The 25,056-nt window shown below is 42.0% G+C and carries 21 protein-coding genes; 18 read left to right on the forward strand and 3 right to left on the reverse strand.

The genetic code is table 11. The features are described 5' to 3' along the window. Nucleotides 1-175 precede the first annotated feature (175 nt). Together LX64_RS22155 and LX64_RS22160 are read left to right on the forward strand one after the other, a co-directional pair. Nucleotides 176-1,567: a Gfo/Idh/MocA family protein gene (locus tag LX64_RS22155; RefSeq protein WP_211324868.1), complete on the forward strand. Its 1,392-nt coding sequence runs from the start codon at nt 176-178 to the stop codon at nt 1,565-1,567. Nucleotides 1,568-1,828: 261 nt separating this feature from the next. Then, nucleotides 1,829-2,341, forward strand: a complete 513-nt coding sequence (locus LX64_RS22160) for a GNAT family N-acetyltransferase (RefSeq protein WP_211324869.1) — start codon at nt 1,829-1,831, stop codon at nt 2,339-2,341. Nucleotides 2,342-2,826: 485 nt separating this feature from the next. Here LX64_RS22160 and galK read toward each other — a convergent pair whose 3' ends face one another. Continuing rightward, nucleotides 2,827-3,975: a galactokinase gene (gene galK, locus LX64_RS22165; protein ID WP_111599890.1), complete on the reverse strand. Its 1,149-nt coding sequence runs from the start codon at nt 3,973-3,975 to the stop codon at nt 2,827-2,829. Nucleotides 3,976-4,135: 160 nt separating this feature from the next. Next, the gene (locus tag LX64_RS22170) at nt 4,136-5,434 is read right to left on the reverse strand and encodes a sugar MFS transporter (RefSeq protein WP_111599891.1); all 1,299 of its coding nucleotides are present in this window, start codon (nt 5,432-5,434) and stop codon (nt 4,136-4,138) included. A 191-nt stretch (nt 5,435-5,625) separates the two neighbouring features. Here LX64_RS22170 and LX64_RS22175 point away from each other — a divergent pair, with 191 nt between their 5' ends. The 8 genes from LX64_RS22175 (at nt 5,626) to LX64_RS22210 (ending at nt 14,742) form a co-directional block, all read left to right on the forward strand. After that, nucleotides 5,626-7,047: an MFS transporter gene (locus tag LX64_RS22175; protein ID WP_111599892.1), complete on the forward strand. Its 1,422-nt coding sequence runs from the start codon at nt 5,626-5,628 to the stop codon at nt 7,045-7,047. Further along, on the forward strand, nt 7,019-7,981 hold the full coding sequence (locus tag LX64_RS22180) for an ROK family protein (protein WP_111599893.1): 963 nt from the start codon (nt 7,019-7,021) through the stop codon (nt 7,979-7,981). The genes LX64_RS22175 and LX64_RS22180 overlap by 29 nt, the downstream gene beginning before the upstream one ends. A gap of 38 nt (nt 7,982-8,019) precedes the next feature. Continuing rightward, entirely contained in the window at nt 8,020-9,078 is a 1,059-nt protein-coding gene (locus LX64_RS22185) for a N(4)-(beta-N-acetylglucosaminyl)-L-asparaginase (protein WP_111599894.1), read from the forward strand. An 84-nt stretch (nt 9,079-9,162) separates the two neighbouring features. Beyond that, entirely contained in the window at nt 9,163-9,909 is a 747-nt protein-coding gene (locus tag LX64_RS22190; protein ID WP_111599895.1) for a copper homeostasis protein CutC, read from the forward strand. Between the two features lie 67 nt (nt 9,910-9,976). Further along, nucleotides 9,977-10,858, forward strand: coding sequence for an alkaline phosphatase (locus tag LX64_RS22195; RefSeq protein ID WP_111599896.1), 882 nt, complete (start codon nt 9,977-9,979; stop codon nt 10,856-10,858). Nucleotides 10,859-11,045: 187 nt separating this feature from the next. Further along, nucleotides 11,046-11,825 carry an endonuclease/exonuclease/phosphatase family protein gene (locus tag LX64_RS22200; protein ID WP_111599897.1) on the forward strand — a complete coding sequence of 260 codons (780 nt, stop codon included), beginning with the start codon at nt 11,046-11,048 and terminating at the stop codon, nt 11,823-11,825. A 166-nt stretch (nt 11,826-11,991) separates the two neighbouring features. After that, complete coding sequence (locus LX64_RS22205) at nt 11,992-12,291, forward strand: thioredoxin domain-containing protein (RefSeq protein WP_148707428.1); 300 nt, start codon at nt 11,992-11,994, stop codon at nt 12,289-12,291. Between the two features lie 147 nt (nt 12,292-12,438). Further along, nucleotides 12,439-14,742 (forward strand): glycoside hydrolase family 20 protein, encoded by a 2,304-nt coding sequence (locus tag LX64_RS22210; RefSeq protein WP_111599899.1) that lies wholly within the window; start codon nt 12,439-12,441, stop codon nt 14,740-14,742. A gap of 106 nt (nt 14,743-14,848) precedes the next feature. Here the strand turns inward: LX64_RS22210 and LX64_RS22215 are convergent, their stop codons facing one another. Next, nucleotides 14,849-15,235 (reverse strand): hypothetical protein, encoded by a 387-nt coding sequence (locus tag LX64_RS22215; protein WP_111599900.1) that lies wholly within the window; start codon nt 15,233-15,235, stop codon nt 14,849-14,851. A 372-nt stretch (nt 15,236-15,607) separates the two neighbouring features. Here LX64_RS22215 and nagB point away from each other — a divergent pair, with 372 nt between their 5' ends. The 8 genes from nagB to LX64_RS22260 all read left to right on the forward strand — a co-directional run bounded on the left by nagB (nt 15,608) and on the right by LX64_RS22260 (nt 25,016). Continuing rightward, nucleotides 15,608-17,527 carry a glucosamine-6-phosphate deaminase gene (nagB, locus tag LX64_RS22220; RefSeq protein WP_111599901.1) on the forward strand — a complete coding sequence of 640 codons (1,920 nt, stop codon included), beginning with the start codon at nt 15,608-15,610 and terminating at the stop codon, nt 17,525-17,527. 368 nt (nt 17,528-17,895) lie between these two features. Further along, nucleotides 17,896-19,368: a DNA recombination protein RmuC gene (locus LX64_RS22230; RefSeq protein WP_111599903.1), complete on the forward strand. Its 1,473-nt coding sequence runs from the start codon at nt 17,896-17,898 to the stop codon at nt 19,366-19,368. A gap of 39 nt (nt 19,369-19,407) precedes the next feature. Beyond that, on the forward strand, nt 19,408-20,091 hold the full coding sequence (locus tag LX64_RS22235; protein WP_262511796.1) for a phytanoyl-CoA dioxygenase family protein: 684 nt from the start codon (nt 19,408-19,410) through the stop codon (nt 20,089-20,091). A 442-nt stretch (nt 20,092-20,533) separates the two neighbouring features. Next, entirely contained in the window at nt 20,534-21,112 is a 579-nt protein-coding gene (locus tag LX64_RS22240; RefSeq protein WP_211324870.1) for a GNAT family N-acetyltransferase, read from the forward strand. Nucleotides 21,113-21,184: 72 nt separating this feature from the next. Beyond that, entirely contained in the window at nt 21,185-22,114 is a 930-nt protein-coding gene (locus LX64_RS22245) for an NAD-dependent epimerase/dehydratase family protein (RefSeq protein WP_111599905.1), read from the forward strand. An 86-nt stretch (nt 22,115-22,200) separates the two neighbouring features. Further along, nucleotides 22,201-23,148, forward strand: coding sequence for a YeiH family protein (locus LX64_RS22250; protein ID WP_111599906.1), 948 nt, complete (start codon nt 22,201-22,203; stop codon nt 23,146-23,148). A gap of 102 nt (nt 23,149-23,250) precedes the next feature. Continuing rightward, nucleotides 23,251-23,949 (forward strand): type 1 glutamine amidotransferase, encoded by a 699-nt coding sequence (locus tag LX64_RS22255; protein ID WP_111600005.1) that lies wholly within the window; start codon nt 23,251-23,253, stop codon nt 23,947-23,949. Between the two features lie 83 nt (nt 23,950-24,032). Then, complete coding sequence (locus tag LX64_RS22260; RefSeq protein ID WP_111599907.1) at nt 24,033-25,016, forward strand: YpdA family putative bacillithiol disulfide reductase; 984 nt, start codon at nt 24,033-24,035, stop codon at nt 25,014-25,016. Nucleotides 25,017-25,056 lie beyond the last annotated feature (40 nt).

A 25,056-nucleotide genomic window follows, 5' to 3' on the forward strand; every position in this document is an offset into this window, starting at 1 on the left:
CATGTACAATTCATCAATTTTAACCCATCCTAAATGGATGTTATCCTACCGCTTATACCTGCCAATTTGCATTTGTCACAATAGTATCAGAAATTAAGCGTAAAGTATACCATTGCTAACCTGTTTTTTATAAATTTAGCACCTCAACAAATCATATTCAGTAATCACCACCATTATGAATAAACATTTGCACCGTAGAAACTTCCTAAAGAACACCGCAGCCGCCGGTGTCGGACTTTCGCTGATGGGTTCACCAGCGAGATTATTCGCTGCCCAGAAAAAAGATAAAGTGAGAGTTGGCCTAATCGGCGTTGGTGAAAGAGGGAGAAACCACCTTTCTCTTTGCCTCAACAGGAAGGATGTAGACGTAGTTGCCATCGCAGATCCAGATCTAAACCGCGCTATCCCAGAATCTCGTAAGATGATTGAAAAAGCGTACGGCGCTAAGAAGAAAGTAGCGGAATACACGAACGGGAACGAAGATTTTTACAACTTATTAAAACGTGATGATATCGACGCGGTAATCATTGCTACACCTTGGGAATGGCACACCATTCAAGCAGTGGCAGCAATGAAAGCAGGTAAAACGCCAGCTGTAGAGGTTTGCGGTGCGGCTGATATTCAAGAATGTTGGAGCTTGGTAAATGCTAGCGAAGAAACGCGTATTCCTGTATTTGCCATGGAAAACGTTTGTTACCGTCGCGATGTTATGGCTGTTTTAAACATGGCGCGCCAAGGTTTATTCGGTGAAATCGTTCACTTGCAAGGCGGTTATCAACACGATTTGCGTGCTGTGAAGTTCAACGACGGTAAACAAGTGTATGGCGGCGGCGTGGAATTCGGCGATAAAGCTATTTCCGAAGCGAAATGGAGAACTAACCACAGCGTTCATCGTAATGGCGATTTATACCCTACACACGGTCTTGGCCCTGTGGGTAACGTTATCAACCTCAACCGCGGTAACCGTTTATTGTCGCTTACTTCTGTAGCTACAAAATCTCGCGGTTTGCATAAATATATCGTAGATAACGGCGGTGCGAACCACCCGAATGCGAAAGTTGAATTCAAGCTCGGCGATATCGTTACGTCATTGTTGAAAACTAGCAACGGCGAAACCATCATGTTATCGCACGATACCAACTTGCCTCGCCCTTACTCCTTGAACTTCCGTGTACAAGGCACGAACGGTTTATGGATGGACGATGTAAAATCTGTACATATCGAAGGTACTTCTAAGCCACACAGCTACGAAAAAACTGGCGATTATAACGACCCGAATTCATACTTCGGTAAGTACGATCACCCGTTATGGAAAAAGTACGCGAACGATACTGCCGGCGCAGGCCATGGCGGTATGGATTGGTTCGTGATCAACTCTTTCATTGAATGTATCAAACGTGGCCACGAATATCCATTGGATGTGTACGATTTGGCTACCTGGTACGCAATTACACCATTATCTGAGCAATCGATCCAAGAAGGCGGTTCCGTTCAATACATCCCCGATTTCACACGCGGTATGTGGATGAATCGTAAACCAATTTTCTGTTTAGATGATCAATACTAATCAATAATTGATAGCACATTTTACACTGTAGGAAAGTCCTGCCCTTACCCGGCAGGACTTTCTATTTACTTGACATATCAATTTCATCGTTTGTAACCAGGCAGGAATACGCACTTCATCCGCAGTTGCGTCGCATTTCGTTCATCGTTTGTATGGCTATGTGGCATCGCCCATCCTGCTAAAATCTCCATTCATCTTCCTTCCACCCCCAACCGCCAAAATCTTTTAAAAAATCGATTTTGCCCCCGTAATATTGCACCCATGAAAAGTGAACCTGTCATCTACCGAAACGCCACGATCGACGATCTACCGGAAATTGTTGCGATTTACAATACCATTGTAGCCGGCCGCATGGTTACCGCCGATACAGAAGAAATATCCGTGGAAAGCCGCGTCAAATGGTTCCACGACCACAACCCGCAAACTCGCCCATTATTAATGATACATACTCCATCCGGTGAAACAGTAGGTTGGGTAAGCTTCTCATCTTTCTATGGCCGCCCAGCATACAATGGTACTGCAGAAATTAGCATCTACCTTAGCGAAGCCCAACGCGGTAAAGGTTATGGTAAAATTGTATTACAAGACATGATGAAAGCAGCTCCACAATATGATATCAAAACCATCTTGGCCTTCATCTTCGCCCACAACGAACCCAGCATGAAGCTATTCCTACAGAATGGTTTTGCTGAATATGGCCACTTTCCTAATGTTGCCGTACTAGATGGTGTAGAAAGAACACTCATGATCCTGGGGTATAAAACGCAAGCATAATACTCATTAAATATGACAAAGCTGCCTTACCAAGAGGCAGCTTTTTTAGTATCTTTCCTATTCAAAACCCCGCTTTTGCAAGCTCTAATCTGCCATAAATACCCCGTAAAAGGCAAATAGCGTACTACAAGCTTTCCAATAGGTTGTAATATAGTTTCTTACAAGTATTTACATCGTAAGCACAAGCTTAATTCCAAGTACATTTCATGTAAGTTTCATGTGATTTTCATGTAAGTTTCATGTAATTCCATGTGACTTCATCGTATTACCATCGTATTCACATCGATAACACCCTTATTGTATCCTTATAGTTATTCGATATAACCTTGATAAAAACTTACGAGCAACTAACCCTGTGCTTGGGTATAAGCTTGGGTAACTATTCACCTAGAAGAGTAATACAAACGCTTATGCAGCTATAAATAAAACAGCCGGCAATAGAGATTGCCGGCAATTTCTTAGAAACATTTTTTTGACATCTTACATTATTGCACACAAGTACCGTTTTCGATACTCGTTACATATATTGATGGTTTTTTACCATATTTTTTCTCGTACTCACCCTCTACGAAGGCTATAAACTCATTTACCATGGGTGTTTTAACAAGGTTGATAGTACATCCGCCAAAACCACCGCCCATTACACGGGCACCGGCTACTTCCGGGCGACCTTTTACAGTTTCCACCAAGAAATCTAATTCTTGGCAACTTACCTCGTAAAGCTTACTTAAGCCTTCATGCGTTTCGAACATGAGACGGCCCATTTCCTCGAGGTCGTTTTGTTTCAGTAAACCCACAGCTGCCAGCACCCGCTCATTTTCTTGGGTAACATACAAGCAACGATCAAATACCTTACCGGGTAAATATGCTTTGTATGCCAGCACTTGTGCTGCGCTCACATCCCGTAAACTCTGAATACCCGGGATAAACTGCTGTAAAATACCTACCCCTTCTTCACACTGTGCACGACGAACGTTGTACTCCGATGAAGCCAAAGAATGGCTCACCATCGAGTTCACCAAAATGATTTTATAGGTATCGCCGAACTCGAACGGCACATATTCATAATCCAAACTTCTACAATCCAGTAACATCACCTTATTCGCCTGCCCATGCAGGTTGGCGAACTGGTCCATAATACCACACTTCACACCCGGGAAAGTATGTTCCGCCACCTGGCCAATTTTAGCCATATCCATGCGGTTCATATTCAATCCCAATAAATAATCAAGTGCCAATACCAGCCCTCCTTCCACAGCGGCAGATGAACTTAAGCCCGCGCCGATGGGAATATCCCCATCAATCACGCAATCGAACCCGGGAATAGTATAACCCAATTCGCGTAAATGGTACACCACACCTTGCAAGTAACAAGCCCAACCAATATTATTAGGCACGATCTCATCCGCCACGAATGACACCTTCTCGCCATTAAACGACGCGTACGCGTTACACGTATTGGTACCATTTAAGGCTACAGCATAAGTAATTTTTTTGTCGATAGCCCCAGGCAGAACATACCCTTCGTTATAATCGGTATGCTCGCCGATGAGATTAATTCTACCGGGCGATGTTACAATAATGGGGGTGCCCCCGAAGACTTCCTCGAAGCGTGCTTGAACTGTGTGGATCATATCAGTATTTATAAACGTATATTTTACACCTAAAAATATAAAAAGGGAATTAAAATACTAGGCCTCCTAGAAAATAATGTGAAAATTATAGGCGCAACATGCAACAAAAAACCCGTCTCTACAAGCGTGGAGACGGGTTTCACGATTATTTAAAAAATAATTAATCCTGTGGAAGTCCTTTTTTAGAACCGCTCAATGCATAGTACACCATGAACAGGTAACAAGGAATCATGATGATATATGGTAATTGGCGATCGCCCATTGCGTCGGCCATCGCACCGTAAACAATTGGCAAGATAGCGCCGCCTGCAATACCCATGATTAACAAAGCAGAACCAAACTTGGTAAATTTACCGAGCTTGTTAATCGCTAATGGCCAAATGCCGGGCCACATCAACGAGTGAGCAAAGCTTAAAGCTACCATGAAACCGATCGATACATTACCGCTAGTAAGTAAAGCACCTATAGTGAATACAATACCCAATACTGCGCAAATAACAAACGCAGTTTTTTGCGATACTACTTTTGGTACTAAGGCAACACCAATTAAATACCCCGCTGTGAAGGCAATTAAGCTGAAAATGCCGAGCTTACTGGCAATTTCTTTCGTTAAACCTTGTGATTCACCGTATAATGTAAGGGAGTCGATCGCTAATACTTCTACCCCTACGTAAAGGAACAAGCAAAGTACACCTAGCACTAAATATGGGATTTGGAAAGCAGAAGTTCTACCAAATGGATCAGGACCATGGTCAACTGTTTCATCATCTGCAGCGGGTTCTGGCAAAGAAGATTTGCGTACAACAACTGCTAAAACAATTAGCACAGCAGCCATAATAATATATGGAACAATTACACGGGAAGCGAGTAAATCGAGTTCTAATTCTTTTTCGGCACCGCTAAGGGTGGCGATTTTAGCCGATAAAGCCTCACTATCCTTAAACAAGAATAAACTTAACACGAAAATACCGATCATACCTGCTAACTTGTTGCAAATTCCCATGATACTCATACGCTGGGCAGCACTTTCAATGGGGCCAATGATCGTAATATACGGGTTCACGGCCGCTTGGAGAAGTGTCATACCGGCAGCAGTGGTGAATAAGCCGGCTAAGAAAATAGGATACGAGCGTGTTTGTGCTGCCGGTACGAAGATTAGAGCACCGATAGCCATTACGATTAAACTGAGTGACATACCTTTTGTGAAACCGATCTTTTTCAAGATCATCGACGAAGGAATGGCCATTACAAAGTAAGAAATGTAGAAAGCAAAGGCTACGAAGTACGCTACGAAGTCGGTTAATTCACAAGCCTGCTTTAAGAACGGGATAAGAAGGGAATTGAGCCATGTAACGAAGCCCAAGATGAAAAACATGGAACCGATGACGAACATCGCTTGCTTGTAATTCGTTGGCTTGGCCGCGCTAGTAGCTGGTTTTGAAGCTGTTGTGGTTGACATGATATGCTATGTTTAATAAACGTTCACGAATAACACGAACATAAACATTACTTTTCATATTTTATAAATATATTAGCTAAAACGTTAAAGCAGTAAAAAAACCTAGCACTTTTTTCAAGTTTTTTGCGAAAATCTAAAAAAAGATTTTATACATTTATTGCCTTAAAATAATCAAAAATTAACACGTTCATATGTCCACGCAAAAAAAGCAAGGAACGCACCCACAGTTTTTTGTACTGGTAATGGTATTTTTCTTCTGGGGTTTCGTTGCTGCATCAAATGACATCCTGATACCACTTTTCAAGGAGAAGTTCCATCTCGAGCAATGGCAATCACAACTTGTTGGATTTGCCTTCTACACAGCGTATTTCGTTGGCGCGATTATCTATTTTATTATCGGCAGTATTATGAAGGGCGACCCACTCAACAAGATTGGGTACAAAAACGGTATTATCTATGGCTTGATCTTCTCAGGTTTAGGTACGTTAATTTTCTTCCCTGCTGCTGATGCGGGTTCTTTCCCACTTTTGTTAACAGGTTTATTCATCGTTGGTCTTGGTTTCGCATTACAACAAATTGCAGCCAACCCGTTTGCGATTGCCTTAGGTGATCCATTAGACGGTGCTAAACGTTTGAACCTCGCAGGTGGTATTAACAACTTTGGTGCAACTTTAGGTCCTGTTCTTGTGAGCGTAGCTATCTTCGGTGATATTAGCCCAGATGCTGCAAAGAACGCACCGATCAGCGCTGTAAAAATTCCATACTTGGTATTAGGCGTTTTGTTCGTGTTAGTAGCGATTATCTTTAAGGTTTCTAAATTACCAGCAGTACGTAACGATGAGAAAGTTGAAGGCGGTTTTGGTGCTTTGAAATACCCTCAGTTGGTATTAGGCATGGTCGCTATCTTCTTGTACGTAGGTGTGGAAGTATCTATTGCTGCTAACTTAGGCGAATACTTGCACCAAACAGAAGGTTTGGATTCAGCAAACATCGGTCACTACGTGTCTTTGTTCTGGGGTAGTATGATGATGGGTCGTTGGACAGCAGGTTCTTCTGCATTCAACCCATCTAACCAATTGAAAAAAGTATTAACTGTTATCGTTCCTTATATCGCGTTCGGTGTTTACTTAGCGATCAATGCATTAAGAGGTAGCCACGTGGGTGACCTTTACATTTACGGTGTGTGTATCGCTGTAATGGTTGTTGCATTCTTCTTAAGTAAAGATAAACCAGCGACCCAGTTATTAGTATTTGCAGGTTTTGGTGCAATTGCTATGGTAATCGGTTTGTTAACAACAGGTGAGGTTGCAAAATTTGCGTTCATCTCTGGCGGTTTGTTCTGCTCTGTAATGTGGCCTTGTATTTTCACATTGGCAACTGCAGGTTTAGGCAAATACGTTTCTCAAGGTTCTGCCTTCTTAATTATGATGATCTTAGGTGGTGCAATTGTACCATTGTTACAAGGCTTCTTAGCAGGTAGCATCGGTATTCACTATTCTTATATTATTCCAGTTCTTTGTTTCGCATACCTAGCATATTTTGCAATCAAAGCTAAATCAATACTAAAATCTCAAGGAATCGATTATGAGTCAGCAATTAGCGGTGGGCATTGATATAGGCGGCACCAATACTGTATTCGGCATTGTAGATAGAAGAGGTAATATCCTGTGTGATGGGAAGATGTCCACGAAAGCACATGAAGAAGTGACCACGTTTTTAGAGGAGCTTCATGGGCACTTATCAAAATTAATTGAACAAGTAGGCGGCGCAGCTAATATCAAAGGTATTGGCGTTGGCGCACCAAACGGTAATTACTATACAGGAAATATCGAATACGCGCCTAACTTAAAATGGAAAGGCATCATTCCATTGGCAAGCATGTTGCAAGATCTTTTCAACATTCCAACTTTGCTTACTAATGATGCGAACGCCGCTGCTATCGGGGAAATGACCTACGGTGCAGCTCGCGGTATCAGGGATTTCATTATGATTACCTTGGGTACAGGCGTTGGCAGTGGTATCGTTGCAAACGGTCAATTGATTTACGGTCATGACGGTTTCGCCGGCGAGTTAGGTCACATTATCGTGATCCCAGGCGGTCGTTTACACCCAGGTACTGGCGCACATGGTTCATTAGAATCGTATGCATCGGCAACAGGTGTTACCAACACAGCCATCGAGTTCTTACAAACAAGAACAGATGACAGTATTTTGCGCAATTACCCAGCAGAAGAAATCAACTCGAAAGTGATTTTTGATGCCGCGCAAAAAGGCGATGTACTTGCATTAGAAGTATACGCTTATACTGGTAAAGTGTTAGGTGAAGCATTGGCGAATTTCGTGATGTTCTCTAGCCCTGAAGCCATCATATTATTTGGTGGTTTAACGAAAGCGGGAGATTTAATCATGAAGCCGGTGCGCGAACACATGGAAAAAAACTTATTGCCGATTTTCCAAAATAAAGTAAAATTGCTTTTCTCTGAATTGAAAGAAAGTGATGCTGCAATCCTCGGCGCTAGCGCCTTGGCTTGGGAAATGAAAGACTAATCATTCCCTTGATCGCAGTTTTAGAATAAAATTTTACTATGCAAAACAGGCGTAAATTTTTTAAAGCAGCAGTACTAGGTGCTGCTGCTTTTTCTTTGGATGGAGTAGGTAAAACTGCCGCTGCGGCTAGTAAAGCCTATGTGAAAGGTGGTGCTAAGAAACCCATCGTGTTATCAACTTGGGACTTCGGCCTGGCAGCCAACGAAGCAGCATGGAAAGTGCTGAAAACCGGTGGCCGCGCTTTAGATGCCGTTGAACAAGGTGTAATGGTAGCTGAATCGGATCCAAAAAATCATAGCGTTGGCTTTAGTGGTTATCCCGATAGAGATGGCCGCGTAACCCTCGATGCATGTATTATGGACGAGCACGCGAACATAGGTTCCGTAGCTGCGCTTGAACATGTAACACACGCTATTTCAGTAGCACGCCGCGTAATGGAAAAAACGCCGCATGTAATGCTCGTAGGTGATGGTGCACTACAATTTGCACTGGAACAAGGTTTCAAAAAAGAAAACCTGCTCACACCAGAATCAGAAAAGGCTTGGAAAGAATGGTTAAAAACCAGCGAGTACAAACCTATTATGAATATCGAAACCCAATCGTACGATACGAACGGCACAACCGCCTTCAACCCGTTGATGCTACCAGGCAACGTATACAACCACGATACCATTGGTATGGTGGCAATGGATGCTAATGGTAACCTCAGCGGCGCTTGTACAACAAGCGGTATGGCGTTCAAAATGCACGGTCGTGTTGGCGACTCCCCGATTATTGGTGCCGGCTTATTCGTTGATAACGAAATTGGTGCTGCCACTTCTACCGGTGTGGGTGAAGAAGTAATACGCATTGTTGGTTCGCATTTAGTAGTAGAATTAATGCGCCAAGGGTATTCCCCGGAAGCAGCTTGTAAAGAAGCAACTATGCGTATTGTAAAGCGCGACCCGGCTAAAGCAAAAGCAATTCAAATCGGGTTCTTAGCCTTGAATAAAAAAGGAGAACATGGTGCGTATTGTTTGCATCCTGGGTTTAGCTATGCATGCTGTACAGGCGACGATAAAAACGTCCTCATCAAAGGCAAAAACTATTTTCAATAATTCATAACAAAACGCTGCTAACAGCTGCCTGTACTTCATTGTACAGCATACGTTGGCAGCGTTTTGTTTTTTTTATTTACAACTATGTCTATTGTTCTAGAAATCGCTGCAGGCTCTGTAGCCTCTTGTATTGCCGCTCAAAACGGCGGCGCTAACAGGATTGAGTTATGCGACAACCTATTAGAAGGCGGCACTACGCCTAGCTATGGTACCATTGCCACGGCAAGAGAAAAAGTACAAATTCAACTCTACCCGATCATCCGTCCACGTGGTGGCGACTTCTTATACGATGATATCGAGTTTGAAGTGATGAAGAAAGACATCCAAATGTGCAAACAACTTGGTTGCGACGGCGTAGTAATCGGTATTCTTACACCCGGTGGTAAAGTCGATAAAGAACGCAGCAAGGCCCTAGTTGACATTGCCTACCCAATGGGTGTAACCTTTCACCGTGCATTCGATATGACCCAAGATCCTTTCGAGGCATTGGAAGACATCATTGAAGTAGGTTGTGAAAGAATATTGTCATCGGGTCATAGAAACCACGCCTTAGAAGGTGCTGATTTATTGGCACAACTTGTAGAAAAAGCAGCCGGTAGAATTACCATTATGGTGGGTTCTGGAGTAAGAGCGAATAATATAGTTGAGCTGGTACAAAGAACAAAAGCTGTAGAATACCACACTTCTGCCAAAGCTTATGAAGAAAGCGGTATGATCTTCCGTAACCCAACGGTTAGCATGGGCGGTATACCTGGCGTACCGGAGTATGGTATCTCTGTAACCCAAGCCGACCAAGTGGCAGAAATTAAACGTTTAGCAGAAAGTATCTAAACAATAATTTATAAATACTAAACAAAGGGCTTTATATTTACGCACACGTAATTGGAATCGTAAGTATATGAAGAAGTTAGTGATCGCCGCCGCTTTGTTATGCTGCGGCTTGTACACCAAAGCACAAGTGAAAGGAATCAAGCATGTGATTCTTATTGGTATGGACGGCCTAGGCGCCTATGCAATCCCGGAAAGCCGTGTTCCCAACATGCAACAAATGATGCAGCACGGTTCATGGACACTTCAAGCACGTAGCGTACTACCCTCGTCATCGGCCGTTAACTGGGCCTCGATGGTAATGGGTGCCGGTCCTGAAATACATGGCTACACGGAATGGAACAGCCAAACGCCTGAATTACCTTCACGGGTACTCGACAAATACGGGCTGTTTCCTTCCATCTACACCCTCATCCGCGAAGCGAAACCGGCCGCGGAAATTGGGGTGATTTACACATGGGAAGGAATTGGCGCCTTATTCCCCAAAGCCGCTGTAAATAAGGATCAACATTGTGATAACGACAGTGCTACCACCGAAGCTGCCTTAGCTTATATGACTGCTAAAAAACCGGACTTCTTGTTTATTCATTTCGATGAACCAGATCATACGGGCCATACAACAGGGCATAAAAATGCCACGTATTATGAGCAGGTTCACAGGCAAGACAGTTTACTTGGCAAGCTTTTGGAAGGTATCAAAGCTGCCGGCATGTGGGAGAATAGTATAGTTATACTTACAGCAGATCATGGCGGGATTAACAAAGGGCACGGTGGTAAAACCATGCAAGAAATGCAAATCCCTTGGATCATGGTAGGCAAAGGTGTACTAGAAAACCACGAATTGAAGGAAAGTATTATGACGTATGATACGGCTGCAACCATCGCGTATATCTTTGGGTTGAAAATACCCCAAGCATGGATCGGCAGAACCATCAACGCATTCAAGCGATAGACAAACATATCATCGCTCTATATAAAAATAGCCGGAGAAAAGGAACGCAAACGAACTACGTAGTAAAAGGGATTAATTTTTGATTAATAATGTCTTTTACCACAGTAATAGGTTGAATTCCTTTTCCCGGCTATTTACTTTTACGTAATTTACTTTGAGAATTGTGTTAAAGCATTAAAATGTTACTATGAAACAACTCGCACTCTTATTTGTCTTCAGCCTTGGCCTATCGCCTATTTTGAAAGCCCAAGAAGCCGTTCAACACGTTAGCGTGCTTTCATACAATATCCACCACGCAGAGAATAATAACGGTGTACTCGATTTACAAGGTATTGCCAATGTAATATTGGCGTACAACCCCGATATTGTAGCATTACAAGAAGTTGACAGTGTGGCTACCCGTACTAAAGGGGTCGACCAGCTGAAAGAACTCGCTTCCCTTACCGGTATGTATATTTATTTTGGGAAAGCGATGGATTTACAAGGCGGCGGTTACGGCGTAGGTATTATGAGTCGTTTCCCTATTACGCGCAGTTATACACTGGCCTTACCTGCTAAAAATCCCAAAGCGGAACCAAGAGCAGCGGCCATCGTTACTTTGCAATTACCGGGCGATTCGGCCTTACAATTCGTTAGTACGCACTTAGATTACGCAAAAGATGGTGTAGACAGAACAGCGCAAATGCAATTGATATTGAAGCATTTTGAAGGCAATACCATTCCTACCATTATTGCGGGTGATTTTAATACCACCCCTGCTTCAAAAGAAATGGTGCACTGGAAGAAAACCTTTACAGATGTAACGGAGAAAGCAGGTTTTACACACCCTGCGGAGATTCCTTCGATTAAGATTGATTATATATTTATTGGTCCGAAAGCCCGCTTTACGATCATATCTGCCAAAACGATTGAAGAAACGGTTGCGAGCGATCACAGGCCGGTTTTCAGCGAATTGGAGATTAAGTAATGATGGCTGGATGAAGATATAAGAAACCCCAAGTAAGCTGGCTTACTTGGGGTTTTTTTATGGCATTTTGATGTTTATGCTATATACTAGTAAAACATTCATATACCAACGTACAACTCAGTATGTTACATTGAATTCCCATGTAAATTGCATGAAAATTAATGATATGAATAAATTAAATTCATTACTAGCGGACGTAAATACTTTCATGAGCCTCAGCGTTAAAAACCTTAAATTCCAATTTCACAATGGGAAAATGTTTAAAAATGGGGGATACTTTGCCAATTATAAAATAGAAACTACAAATAAACCTAATCAGTTTAAGCTGACACTAAGTAGAGGCGGCAGTGAGTTAGGATTCTATGATTTAGAAAATATAGTAATAGTGAAAAAAAATGATCATCGTTCACCTATATTTCTCAATGTAAATCCTAACAATAAGTACTTCAATCCCTTTTGGTATTAAATTTACACACATAGTAAATTAACCATTCCTCATTTTATCGTGTGAATATGATACAGGTCTATCCTCCTTCCCTTATTTTTACACTTACCGTGCCATTCATACACCACGTGAAATAGTGAACAAACAAAATATTAAACACCGGTTTTCATGATTCAACTAAAACGTTTATTTCGTGTAGCCTTGGTCGTTAGTGCATGTATATGTTGCACAACGTATCAATCCTTTGCACAATCCACCAGTGCAACGGCTGCCAAAGTAAGTATCATTCCTTTGCCTGCAAAGCTTGAGCAACAGGAAGGTTTCTTCATCATCAACAAAGGAACGGCGATTCTTGCGAAAGATGCTGTAGAGATTAAAACGGCTGAAGTTTTTAACGCCTATTTCAGCGCCATTAGCGGGTATTCATTGCCAACAACAACAAATGCTACGCGTAATGTGATCATCTTAACAAAGAAACAAGGTGGTCCTGCTGAAGGATATACTATTACTTCTTCACCCAATGCCATTACCGTTACCGGTAACGATAATGCCGGTATGTTCTACGGTATGCAAACGGTGATGCAATTGATTCCTACAGAAAAAAGTAACACGTATAATTTGCCTTTGGTAGCGGTAGAAGATGCACCAAGATTCGGCTACAGGGGCTTACACCTCGATGTGTCGAGGCATTTCTTCTCTATTGATTTCATTAAGAAGTTCATCGACTTATTAGCGATGCACAAAATGAATACGTTCCATTGGCACTTAACCGATGACCAAGGCTGGCGTATTGAAATCAAAAAATTCCCTAAGCTACAAACCATCGCATCGCAACGTAAAACGTCTATGATTGGCAATTACGCCGATAATAAATACGATGGCAAGCCTTACGGTGGCTTTTATACACAAACAGAAGTTAAAGATGTAGTAAAATACGCAAGCGAACGCTTTGTAACTGTTATTCCTGAAATTGAAATGCCGGGCCACGCATTGGCTGCATTAACGGCTTACCCGGAATTAGGTTGTACAGGCGGCCCCTACGAAGTAGCTACCAAATGGGGCGTATTTGATGATGTATTCTGTGCCGGCAACGATCAAACTTTTACGTTCTTACAAGATGTGTTAGATGAAGTAATGCCGCTTTTCCCAAGCAAACTGATCCACATTGGTGGCGACGAGTGCCCTAAAACACGTTGGAAAGTTTGTCCTAAGTGCCAAGCCCGCATGAAAGCCAATAACTTGAAAGATGAACATGCGTTACAAAGCTATTTCATCCAAAGAATGGAAAAATACATCAACAGCAAAGGCAAACAAATCATTGGCTGGGACGAGATCCTTGAAGGCGGTTTAGCGCCTAACGCAGCGGTAATGAGCTGGCGCGGAATGGAAGGCGGTATTGAAGCAGCTAAACAGCAACACGATGTAGTAATGACTCCGGGCTCGCACCTGTATTTCGACCATTACCAAGCACGTGGCAAAAATGAACCGATTGCTTTTGGTGGTTTTACCCCTGTAAGCAAAGTGTACAGCTTCGAGCCTATTCCTAAGGAATTAAGCAACAACGAGAAAAAATATATCAAAGGTGCACAGGCGAACTTATGGACGGAATACATATTATCATCGTCACAAGCAGAATACATGGAATACCCACGTGCTACTGCATTAGCGGAAGTATTATGGTCGCCCGCAGATAAGCGCAACTACGACGATTTCATGAACCGCTTAAAAGTACATTTCTCGCGCCTCGACGTGAAGAAAGTAAACTACGCGAAGCATGTATTCGATATCAATGCAACGGTTTCTCAAACCGCTAAAAATCAAGTGCAAGTAGCCTTCGACACTAAAATGGAGAACGCACAAATTCGCTATACATTAGACGGTTCTAAACCAACCATGAAATCTGATATTTACAGGAAACCTATTATCATTAAAGAAAATTGCAACCTACAAGCGCTCATTTTCGTAAAAGGCGAACCATTTGGGAATGGTTATGCACAACCCTTCGTTGCTAACCTTGCAACCGGTAAAGAAGTGACCTTGAAAGATGCACCAGCTGATAAATACAACCCGGGTAATTTTGCCTTGGTGAATGGTATTGAAGGTTCGAAAGAATTAAATGATGAACAATGGTTGGGCTGGAATGGTAAGAATATGGAAGCCGTGGTAGATTTGGGTAAACCTTCCACAGTTAAAAATATCAGTTTCAACACCGTCCACGCTCCGGGTAAATGGATTTACAAACCCAAAGTAGTTACCATGTATGCATCGAATGATGGCCGTATTTACAGGATTATTTATACCGAAAACGTGTTTAACAAAGAAGGTGTATTTAAAGTAAATGCGAAAGTGCCGAATGTACCGGCCCGCTTTATTAAGATTGTTGCAGAAAACTTTGGTACTATTCCAGCAGGTGCGCCAGCAGGTGCAGGTTCACCGGCTTGGTTCTTTATTGATGAAATTATTGTAGAATAGATTATTACCATATTACAAATGAAAAAGCCGCCTCTACTAGTAGAGAGCGGCTTTTCACTTTTATAAAAATAACCTTATAAAAGTGTAACGTTAACACGTAGCAATTTTATGGTCGACTTTCCATTAAGCTCCAGTTATTATCGAATTTGTACCAAACGCCGCCGGGACCTTCCCATGAATTATCAGATACATGGTTCCAGGTTTCACCTTTATCTGATGAACGAAGCAATTTACCATCTGCAATTTTATACCAGCTACCGCCCTTGTCGGCCCAAGAGTTTTCTGCTACCGGGGTGAATTTGCTACCGTCGGTGCTCCAAGTGAGGTCGCCATTTTTTTCAAGTTTATATTGGTAAGTGATACCATCTTTTGTACCGGACCAGGTGGCGGTTTTAGATTTTTGCCATTTCTTATCTTGGGCAAATGTGCTAACGGTAGGCATCACGGATAACATAAAGCAGGCAAGCGTGATGAGCATCAAGAACTTTTTCATACGATTGTGTTTTAAAGATATGATAGGCGATTCAAAGCCTGGACAATGAAAGCCGGGTGAAATTGGGTGTTATAACAGCACGATCCAGGTTCGCGCTACCAAGTAAAATGTATCACGAATATCATACCAAAGCAATGTGTACTTTGTACGCATTGAAAAATATTTAATATTTATTCAAAAATTTTGCAAAATTTTAGCACGCTAAAATATTAGCTTTTGTACTTTTGTGATTCACTTTAATTTTACTGGTGCATTGCAAACATTTAATGAATGCCGTGAAAATTTAATTAATCTTAAATTTTCATGCAGATCATCGTGAATTTGTATATTTTTCCGGTAGTTTAATAGAACGCATATAAAAAACATTGACTCATGACCATTAATCACCAGGAAATCGAACTGATCGACAGTTTTGAACAGATTGCCGTGGACATTCACCCAACTGCGAAAGAAGGGTCAAAAAAGGTGGCGCAGGAAATTGCCGCGCTTATTCGTGAGAAGCAAGCCGCGAAAGAGCCTTGCGTACTTGGTTTAGCCACAGGATCTACCCCAAAATTCCTCTATGCCGAACTGGTAAGGCTACATAAAGAGGAGGGATTAAGTTTCAAAAACGTTGTTACTTTTAACCTGGACGAGTACTACCCCATTGAGCCGGATGCTTTACAGAGCTATAACCGTTTCATGAAGGAACATCTATTTAATCACATCGACATCCCAGAAGGCAATTACCACGTTCCAGACGGTACTGTGCCTAAAGACAAAATCAAAGCCTACTGCGAAGCCTACGAAAGAAAAATCGAACAAGCCGGCGGTATCGACATCCAAATCCTAGGTATCGGTAACAACGGTCATATTGGCTTCAACGAACCGGGTTCTAACCTCAACTCTCACACACGCCTTATTACACTCGATAACAATACGCGCATTGCCAATGCTTACGAGTTCCCTAATATGAGCCAAGTTCCCCGCCTCGCTATTACCATGGGTATTAGCACCATTATGCGCGCTAAACGTGTATTATTGATGGCTTGGGGTTCACATAAAGCGAAAATCGTTCGCCGATCAGTAGAAGGTCATAGCACCGACCAAGTGCCTGCTTCTTTATTACAACAACATTCTAACTGCGCATTCGTAATCGACGAACAAGCAGCTACTGAATTAACCCGTTTTAAAGAACCATGGTTAACAGGCGATTGCGAATGGACGCCTAAATTGATCCGTAAAGCGGTTACCAGCCTCGCATTGAAATTGGATAAACCCATTTTGATGTTGACGGACAAAGATTACAACGAAAACGGTTTGAACGACCTCGTTGTACAATACGGTTCTGCGTACGAATTAAATATCGAACAGTTTAACGCTATCCGCGACACCATTACAGGCTGGCCAGGTGGTAAACCAGGTGCACACTTACCTAACCATCCAGAACGCTCTGAACCGGCTAGCAAACGCGCCTTAATCTTCTCTCCACACCCCGATGATGATATCATTTCTATGGGTGGCACTTTCATTCGCTTACACGAACAAGGTCACGATGTACACGTAGCTTACCAAACTTCTGGTAACATCGCGGTAACCGACGAGTTTGTTTTGCGCTTTATTGATTTCGCTGTAGGTTTTGAAGATATGTTCGGCATCGATCGTGGTATTTCTTCTAAAATCCTCGACGAAGCAAGAGAGTTCTTGAAAATTAAGAAGCCTTCTCAAAAAGATACGAAGGAAATCCGCGCGATTAAAGGTTTAATTCGTCGTTGTGAAGCAAAAGCTACTTGTCGTTACGTAGGTATCGAAGACAATGCTCACTTCTTGAACTTGCCTTTCTACGAAACGGGTTTAGTTGAAAAGAAACCAATGGGTGAAGAGGATATCCAAATCACCGTGGATCTGTTGCAAAAATTAAAACCACAACAGATCTATTGTGCCGGTGACTTAGCCGATCCACATGGTACGCACAAAGTATGTTTAGACATTATCTTCGCTGCATTAGAGCGTTTGAAAAACGAAGAGTGGATGAAGGATTGTTGGGTTTGGTTATACAAAGGTGCTTGGCAAGAGTGGGATATTCATGAAATCGAAATGGCTGTTCCAATGAGCCCAGACCAAGTGATGCAAAAACGTTTAGGTATCTTCATTCACCAAAGTCAGAAAGACGTAGTTCCATTCCAAGGAACGGATTTACGCGAGTTCTGGGAACGTGCAGAAGATAGAAATGCGAATACAGCTGATTTGTATGACAAGCTCGGGTTGCAGAAGTATGCTGCAATGGAAGCGTTTGTGAGGTATCATTTCTAATTCTATTATACATTTTTTAAAAAAAGGCTTTTCCATTTGTTTGGGAAGGCCTTTTTTGATTTTAATCGGGGAGCGGCCATACTAATTTTAATTACATCCTAGTGTGTTACTTTCTTTGCTCGCCAAAGAAAGTAACCAAAGAAAGGCGAAAAACGCCCGTGAACGACAGGGGCGTTTTATCGGAGCCGTGATTAGGCGGTTGGGGTACTGTGCTGCCGGGCGTTGGGATTTCTTTATTGGTGGTGGAGATGTTTATTTGTTTGTTTGTGGGTGGGGGTATGGTGGGGGTTATGAACATGTGTGCATATTTCCCGTAATTTTTCGCAAATGCATTTTCCTATCTTTGGTTTGGTCAAATTTTTATTGTTATGATGGAAGTACTATTGTTGGTTGGGGGATTAATATTGGGGGGATTAGTAGGGTATTTTGTGGGGAAGTTGCAAGGTGGCAGTGGCAGTGTTAGTAAGTTGCAATTTGAGCAGCTGCAATCACAATTTAGCCAATTGCAAATTGAGAGTGCGCAGAAGTTGAGTAAGCAAGAGGTGGATGCGAAATATGTTTCGAGGGAATTACATCAACATACAATGTTACAATTGCGCGAGCAAGATAGTGAAAGAGGAGATTTGAAGATGACGGTGCAGATGAAGGATAACGAGATTTTGGACTTGAATACGGAGCTAACGGCATTGAAGAAAGAGAATGAACATTTGATGGATCGTATGTCGGATTTTAAAGTAGAGGTAGAACAATTACAATCCCAAGCAGAAGAAAGGTTCAAGAATATTGCAACAGAAATATTGCGCGCCAATTCAAAAGAGTTTACCCTCACGAATTTGCAAAGTATGGATGGTATTCTTACGCCACTAAAAACCGATTTAGCGAACTTCAAAAAAACAGTAGAAGATACCCGTAAAGAAGATATTCAAGATATTACTTCCCTGAAAAAAGAAATCGAACAATTACATAAGCTCAACAATCAACTCAGCGAAGATGCTAAGAACTTAGCGGGGGCCCTTCAGGCCGATGTGAAGGTGCAAGGTAGCTGGGGCGAGGAACGCTTGCGCGTGATACTAGAAGCAGAAGGGTTGCAGAAGTATGTCGACTATACAGAACAAAACCAATACTTCGACGAAGAACAACAACAAATACGCAAGCCCGATATGATTATCAAATTACCCGATGGTAATAGCATCGTAATTGATAGTAAAGTGTCGCTAAATGCTTATGTTCATTACTTCAATGCGCACGATCCAAATGAAAAGAAAGGGTATTTAAAACAACTCGTGCGTAATATCACTACACATATCGATGATCTATCGGCTAAGAATTATCATCACTTACGTGATTTAAAAGCACCACCGTTTGTGTTTATGTTTATGCATTTCGAATCGGCGCTTACCTTGGCCCTGAATGAAGAACCTAGCATTTTTGAACGTGCGATTAAGAAGAATATTGTTATTATAACACCTACTACGCTTATTGCCGCAATGAAAATGGTGAAGATGATTTGGCAAAAAGAAAATAGGGTGCAGAATGTAGAGGAAATTTTCAAACAATGCGGCGCCTTGTACGATAAATTTGTAAGGTTCCTCGATTCTATGGAAGGTGTAGGTATTGGCTTAGAGAATGCTAATAAGAACTATAAAGCCGCCATGGATCATTTAAAAGATGGTACCAGGAGGGGCGATACCATTATTGGTAGGGTGGAAAGATTGCGTGAATTGGAGGCTAAAACCACGAAGCAGATTTCACCTAAATACTTTACTGAGATTCAAATGTTAGATAACGACCTTAGTATTGTTCCTACCGAAGATACCAATGGCGCAAACATAGAGGAATAAACGCGTTTCTTTCTTGTAATTTACAATGTAACTTATGCTATCCATCCAAGAAAAGGGTACGCCTTATTGCCGGCTATTTATACACGGGTAGAATGTGCCCAGCTGATGGCTGCTATTGAAGAAGCTACACAAAATGAACGTTTCCGTAGATCGAATGAATTATTTGCCATCAGGCGCTTTTTACACGAAGTACCGGCGGCTTGGGGGATACTGAATAATGCAGCTTTGCAAGATGTGTTGGCTAGTCTTTCAACAGGCAAACTGCGGCCTGTGAAGTCTATCTATTTCGATAAACCAGGAGGTTCAAACTGGTTCGTGAGTTACCACCATGATTTAACGATTTCTGTGACATCGAGGCATGATGTACCCGGCTTTGGTCCGTGGACAAAGAAGCCTGGGTATTTTGCTGTTCAACCACCCCTATCCTACCTACAAAACATCTTCACCCTCCGTATCCACCTCGACGATACCAACGAAGAAAATGGTGCATTACGCGTGGTACCAAGTTCGCATAATAAAGGTCTCTATCGCCCCGAAACAATCGATTGGACCCTTGAAACGGAAGATACCTGCTGTGTAGAAGCCGGTGGCATTATGATCATGAAACCCCTCCTTTTACATGCCTCTGGCCGAACAACTAACCAAGCTTCCCGCCGCGTTATCCATATCGAATTCACAACAGATACGCTTCCTGCCCCATTAACTTGGGAAGAAAGCCTGTAAACACCGAAAGTTAAAATAGTATAATTACCCTATTGAACTGTATAGGCAATAAGGACTTCTATTAGTCATAATAAGGGCTATTATAGGGTAATCATTGGCTATCAATAGGGTTATAAGCATCAAACTACTTGTTCATTACATGGAATTACATGGTAGTTACATGGAAATTACTTAGAAACTACATGGATCTTACATGAAACATACTTGAAAACTACAGGGAATTTACAGGGTACTTACAGGAAACCTATAGTAAATTAACTTGGATAATAACTAGGCATACTAGGAAATATAGCAGGTACTAAAGGGCAACTTACGGCAATGAATATGGAAGGCATATAAGTTTACAGGGCAAGCCATTCTTTCGTAATTGGTGAAGAAAATAGCCACACTGGAAAACAAAAAACACTGATTTTTATTATTTTAGTATAACAACAATTACCAGATGATAACAGTGCCCGATTTTGCCCCACTTACCGTGTTCCCTAAATTACAAACTAAAAGGTTATCACTTGTTCCGATTACCATGAAGCATTTGGAGGACATATTTGCGTTGTTTAGCGACGAGCATGTAACCCGCTTTTATAACCTGCATACGTTCAAACAGTTACAAGATGCGCAACCCTTCATTGAGTTTTATATCAAGAAATTCAATGAAAAATCTGGTATTCGCTGGGGTATAACGTTGGAAGATTCACCACAAATCATTGGTACTATTGGGTTTAATAACTTCACCAAAAACCACCGGGCGAACATTGGATACGATTTGCAATCTAAATATTGGAATAAAGGTATTCTAACGGAAGCCTTACAAAGGGTCGTAAATTTTGGTTTTGAACACTTAGCGGTGAATAGAATTGAAGCGGAAGTGATGATTGGGAACCTCGCATCGGAAAAGGTTTTACTGAAGAACGGGTTTACCCGGGAAGCAGTATTACACGACTGGATGTTGTTTAATAACCAACATTACGATATGACGATGTTTTCATTGTTGAAGTCGCAATACTTGGCAAACCAAGCATAATTTTTGTTGTTGTACAATATGGCGGCTCTTGGTTCGTCTTCCTAATCAATAAAGACCCATAAACAATCAAACATGCAAACTATCCTAGGTGCAAACGGCGTTATCGGCTATGAATTAGCGAAGGCGTTAAAAGATTATACGAATGATATTCGACTCGTGAGCCGTGCACCCAAACCTGTGAATGAATCTGACCAACTATTTTCCGCCGATTTACTCAATTACGAACAAACTTGCGATGCTGTAAGAGGCAGCGAAATTGTATATCTCACCATAGGCTTACCGTATAAATCGAGTGTTTGGGAAGCCCAGTGGCCGGTGATCATGCAAAATGTGATCAACGCTTGTATAAAGAGCAGTGCGAAATTGGTGTTTTTCGATAATGTATATGCATATGGTAAAGTTAAAGGCGAAATGACCGAGAATACGCCTATGCGACCTGTTAGCCGGAAAGGGGTTGTAAGAAAGAGGTTAACAGAAATGTTAATACATGAAATAGAGCGCAACACCATCCCTGTGATTATAGCCCGTTCAGCCGACTTCTACGGTCCTAGAAATACCAACAGTGTTGCGAACTTGATCTTCGACAACTTAGTGAAAGGTAAAACACCACAGTGGCTAGGCTCTACAGAATTTGTACATTCATTTACCTATACACCCGATGCCGGCCAGGCTACCGCTATACTCGGCAATACGCCTTCAGCTTATAATCAAACTTGGCATTTACCAACCGATGCGCAGCAGCTAACTATGCAGGCTTTTATTTCTACAGCATGTGAAGTGTTAGCCAAAGAACCCAAAACCTCTATCATTGCACCGTGGATGATGACACTCGGGGGGCTTTTCAATAGCACCATCCGTGAAAGCAAAGAAATGATGTATCAATACGACGCCCCTTATTTCTTCGATTCTTCCAAATTCCAACAGGCATTCAACTTCGTACCTACCTCCTACCAAAAAGGAATTGTAAATACAATTCAATACTTAAAGAATAAAAAATCATAACTACAGGTTATAACTAATCACATTTTACAATTTGACTTAGTTATAACACTACCGGAACTTTGTGCTTGTAATCAATTCAAATCGACATGGCACAAAGTATCACTGGGCAGGCATTACGCAAACACAAAGCAATTTTCTTATTGGCATTGTGCTGCTGTTTTCTTCCCTTCATGAATGCACCGTTTGCTTTATTATTAGGCGCTTTGGTAGCACAATGTATTCCCCATCCATTTGCACAAATACAGGCTAAAGTGACGCAATATTTATTGCAGGTATCGGTGGTATGTATAGGCTTTGGCATGAATGCAGTGGCGGCATTCGAGGTAGGCAAAGAAGGCTTTGTGTTTGCATTTGTTTCTATCTGTAGTACGTTATTATTGGGGTTATTATTAGGGAAATGGTTGAAGATAGATCGTATTACAAGCTATTTAATTTCTGCCGGTACCGCTATTTGCGGGGGTAGTGCCATTGCTACCTTAGCCCCGGTTACCAAAGCCAACGAAAGACAACTATCTGTTGCATTGGGTACCATCTTCTTACTGAATACCGTCGCGCTTTTTGTATTCCCGGTAATTGGGCATGCTTTACACTTAACACAACATCAATTCGGGCTTTGGAGTGCTATTGCCATTCACGATACTAGCTCTGTTGTAGGAGCTGCTACAAAGTATGGTAACGAGGCTTTACAAATTGCTACAACGGTAAAATTATCACGTGCTTTATGGATAGTACCTGTAGCCTTATTAACTGCCACCACCTTTAAAACAGGTGAGCGCCAAGTGAAATTGCCTTATTTCATCTTGTTATTCATCATTGCGATGGTACTAAACACTTATGTACCGGCCATTCACATAGCGGCACCATTCTTTGTGCAATTGGGCAAATGGGGCTTGGTTTTAACGTTGTTCTTTATTGGTACAAGTTTATCGAAACAGGCCTTGCAAGTAATTGGCTGGAAAGCCTTGCTGCAAGGGGTTTTATTGTGGGTATTTATTAGTGTATTAGCTTTATTGGGAATCATGTTTTTATCTTAACTGCATTGAATGCGCATTTTTGATAGCAAATCCGAAATAAGTTGTAATTTATAGGTCCGAATATGTTTGCCAACAATTCACCCCTTAAATACTATGCCTACAATGCGCATTCATTATTTCCAACATGTTCCCTACGAAGGTTTGGGCTGCATCGGCCACTGGGTAAGGGAAAATGATTACGAGCTAACCGTTACCCATTGGGATGATACTGTAGAAATTCCCGATTTAACCGACATTGATATGTTGATCATTATGGGTGGTCCCATGAGTGTTTATGAAAGTGCCCGCTATCCTTGGTTAAATGTTGAAAAGAAATTGATTGGCCGCGCCATCGACCAAGGAAAAATTGTGCTTGGTATTTGTTTCGGTGCACAGTTAATTGCGGCTACATTGGGCGCTGCTGTTATACCCAACCCTCAGAAAGAAATTGGTTGGTTCCCTGTTAGCTTTAACCATGTTGCCGCGCATACCCCTCTCCTAGAATTTCTTCCCCCTACCCTCGAAGTGTTCCATTGGCATGGCGATACATTCGAACTACCAGAAGGCGCTTCCCGCTTCGGCTCGTCTGCTGCTTGTAAAAACCAAGCATTCATGTATGGCGACCGTGTGATAGGTCTTCAATTTCATTTAGAAATGACTGCTACCGGTGTTGACGAAATGTTAGTACACGGCGAACATGAAATCCTCCCTGCTCCTTACATCCAAAGCATTCCCACTATTGAAAGCAAAATCAATGCTGTAGGTCGTATCAACGAATACATGTACCAATTGCTGGATAAACTAGCCGACATCAAATCATAAAGTATCGTCAAAATGACAATGCTATGCAACAAAAGAACTTTGAATAAAGTAGATTTGTTGTCTAGGTTTAAAGAATTGTCATAATGCAGAACGAAAAGTTAGATGTCTTGATTATTGGCGGCGGCCCCATTGGACTAGCTTGTGCCTTGGAGGCCCGTGCAGAAGGGTTATCTTATGTAGTGATAGAAAAAGGTTGCTTGGTAAATTCTCTTTACCGGTATCCCTTGAACATGACTTTCTTCTCCACTTCCGAGAAATTGGAAATTGGGGGTGTGCCGTTCGTATCGAACAACGCGAAACCTACGCGGCCAGAAGCCTTGGAATATTACCGTCGTGTTGCCCAGTCTCCTGGTATTAACATTCATCTTTTCGAAGAAGTACATAACGTTATACCGAATGGTAATGGCTATACCATTAATACATCTAAACAAACCTATACAGCGGCACAGGTAGTGATAGCCACCGGCTTCTATGATATTCCCAACTTGCTGAACATTCCCGGCGAAGATTTACCCAAAGTAACGCACTATTACCGTGATCCTCATTTTTATGCTTCGCAGAAAGTGGTGGTGATTGGGGCGAATAATTCCTCGGTAGATGCTGCATTGGAAACTTACCGTAAGGGCGCTCAAGTTACAATGGTGATACGCGAAGGAGAAATTGGCAGGCGTGTGAAATATTGGGTAAAACCTGATATTGAAAACCGTATTGCTGAAGGTTCTATCCAAGCGTATTTTCATTCTCAATTGGAGTCGATTAGCGAGCACCATGTGAAAATTAAAACACCTAATGGCGTGGTAGAATTGGAGAATGACTTCGTGGTAGCAGCAACAGGATACCAGCCGAATTTTGCCTTTTTAGAGAAAGTGGGCATCGCATTAAGTGCTGATGAAAAGCGTTACCCTACGTATAATCCTTTAACCATGGAAACCAATATGCCTGGTATCTACTTAGCAGGCGTGGTATGTGGGGGTATGGATACCCATGTATGGTTCATTGAAAACTCCCGTGAGCATGCGAAAAAGATCATGCATCACATCACCAACAAAAACAGTTACACCTTCTAACACAATCATGTCATAAGCTGCATTCGGAGTGCAATTAACT

It is taken from the genome of Chitinophaga skermanii, assembly GCF_003259335.1.
GTDB classification, from domain to species: domain Bacteria; phylum Bacteroidota; class Bacteroidia; order Chitinophagales; family Chitinophagaceae; genus Chitinophaga; species Chitinophaga skermanii.

What these genes read in the sequence shown, in the direction of transcription:
- LX64_RS22210 (WP_111599899.1), top strand. Translation starts at nt 12,439, where the DNA reads ATGATTCAACTAAAACGTTTATTTCGTGTAGCCTTGGTCGTTAGTGCA.
- galK (WP_111599890.1), bottom strand. Translation starts at nt 3,975, where the DNA reads ATGATCCACACAGTTCAAGCACGCTTCGAGGAAGTCTTCGGGGGCACC.
- LX64_RS22240 (WP_211324870.1), top strand. Translation starts at nt 20,534, where the DNA reads ATGATAACAGTGCCCGATTTTGCCCCACTTACCGTGTTCCCTAAATTA.
- LX64_RS22160 (WP_211324869.1), top strand. Translation starts at nt 1,829, where the DNA reads ATGAAAAGTGAACCTGTCATCTACCGAAACGCCACGATCGACGATCTA.
- LX64_RS22190 (WP_111599895.1), top strand. Translation starts at nt 9,163, where the DNA reads ATGTCTATTGTTCTAGAAATCGCTGCAGGCTCTGTAGCCTCTTGTATT.
- LX64_RS22155 (WP_211324868.1), top strand. Translation starts at nt 176, where the DNA reads ATGAATAAACATTTGCACCGTAGAAACTTCCTAAAGAACACCGCAGCC.
- LX64_RS22260 (WP_111599907.1), top strand. Translation starts at nt 24,033, where the DNA reads ATGCAGAACGAAAAGTTAGATGTCTTGATTATTGGCGGCGGCCCCATT.
- LX64_RS22230 (WP_111599903.1), top strand. Translation starts at nt 17,896, where the DNA reads ATGATGGAAGTACTATTGTTGGTTGGGGGATTAATATTGGGGGGATTA.
- LX64_RS22250 (WP_111599906.1), top strand. Translation starts at nt 22,201, where the DNA reads ATGGCACAAAGTATCACTGGGCAGGCATTACGCAAACACAAAGCAATT.
- LX64_RS22245 (WP_111599905.1), top strand. Translation starts at nt 21,185, where the DNA reads ATGCAAACTATCCTAGGTGCAAACGGCGTTATCGGCTATGAATTAGCG.
- LX64_RS22215 (WP_111599900.1), bottom strand. Translation starts at nt 15,235, where the DNA reads ATGAAAAAGTTCTTGATGCTCATCACGCTTGCCTGCTTTATGTTATCC.
- LX64_RS22255 (WP_111600005.1), top strand. Translation starts at nt 23,251, where the DNA reads ATGCGCATTCATTATTTCCAACATGTTCCCTACGAAGGTTTGGGCTGC.
- LX64_RS22180 (WP_111599893.1), top strand. Translation starts at nt 7,019, where the DNA reads ATGAGTCAGCAATTAGCGGTGGGCATTGATATAGGCGGCACCAATACT.
- LX64_RS22200 (WP_111599897.1), top strand. Translation starts at nt 11,046, where the DNA reads ATGAAACAACTCGCACTCTTATTTGTCTTCAGCCTTGGCCTATCGCCT.
- LX64_RS22185 (WP_111599894.1), top strand. Translation starts at nt 8,020, where the DNA reads ATGCAAAACAGGCGTAAATTTTTTAAAGCAGCAGTACTAGGTGCTGCT.
- LX64_RS22170 (WP_111599891.1), bottom strand. Translation starts at nt 5,434, where the DNA reads ATGTCAACCACAACAGCTTCAAAACCAGCTACTAGCGCGGCCAAGCCA.
- LX64_RS22195 (WP_111599896.1), top strand. Translation starts at nt 9,977, where the DNA reads ATGAAGAAGTTAGTGATCGCCGCCGCTTTGTTATGCTGCGGCTTGTAC.
- LX64_RS22175 (WP_111599892.1), top strand. Translation starts at nt 5,626, where the DNA reads ATGTCCACGCAAAAAAAGCAAGGAACGCACCCACAGTTTTTTGTACTG.
- nagB (WP_111599901.1), top strand. Translation starts at nt 15,608, where the DNA reads ATGACCATTAATCACCAGGAAATCGAACTGATCGACAGTTTTGAACAG.
- LX64_RS22205 (WP_148707428.1), top strand. Translation starts at nt 11,992, where the DNA reads ATGAATAAATTAAATTCATTACTAGCGGACGTAAATACTTTCATGAGC.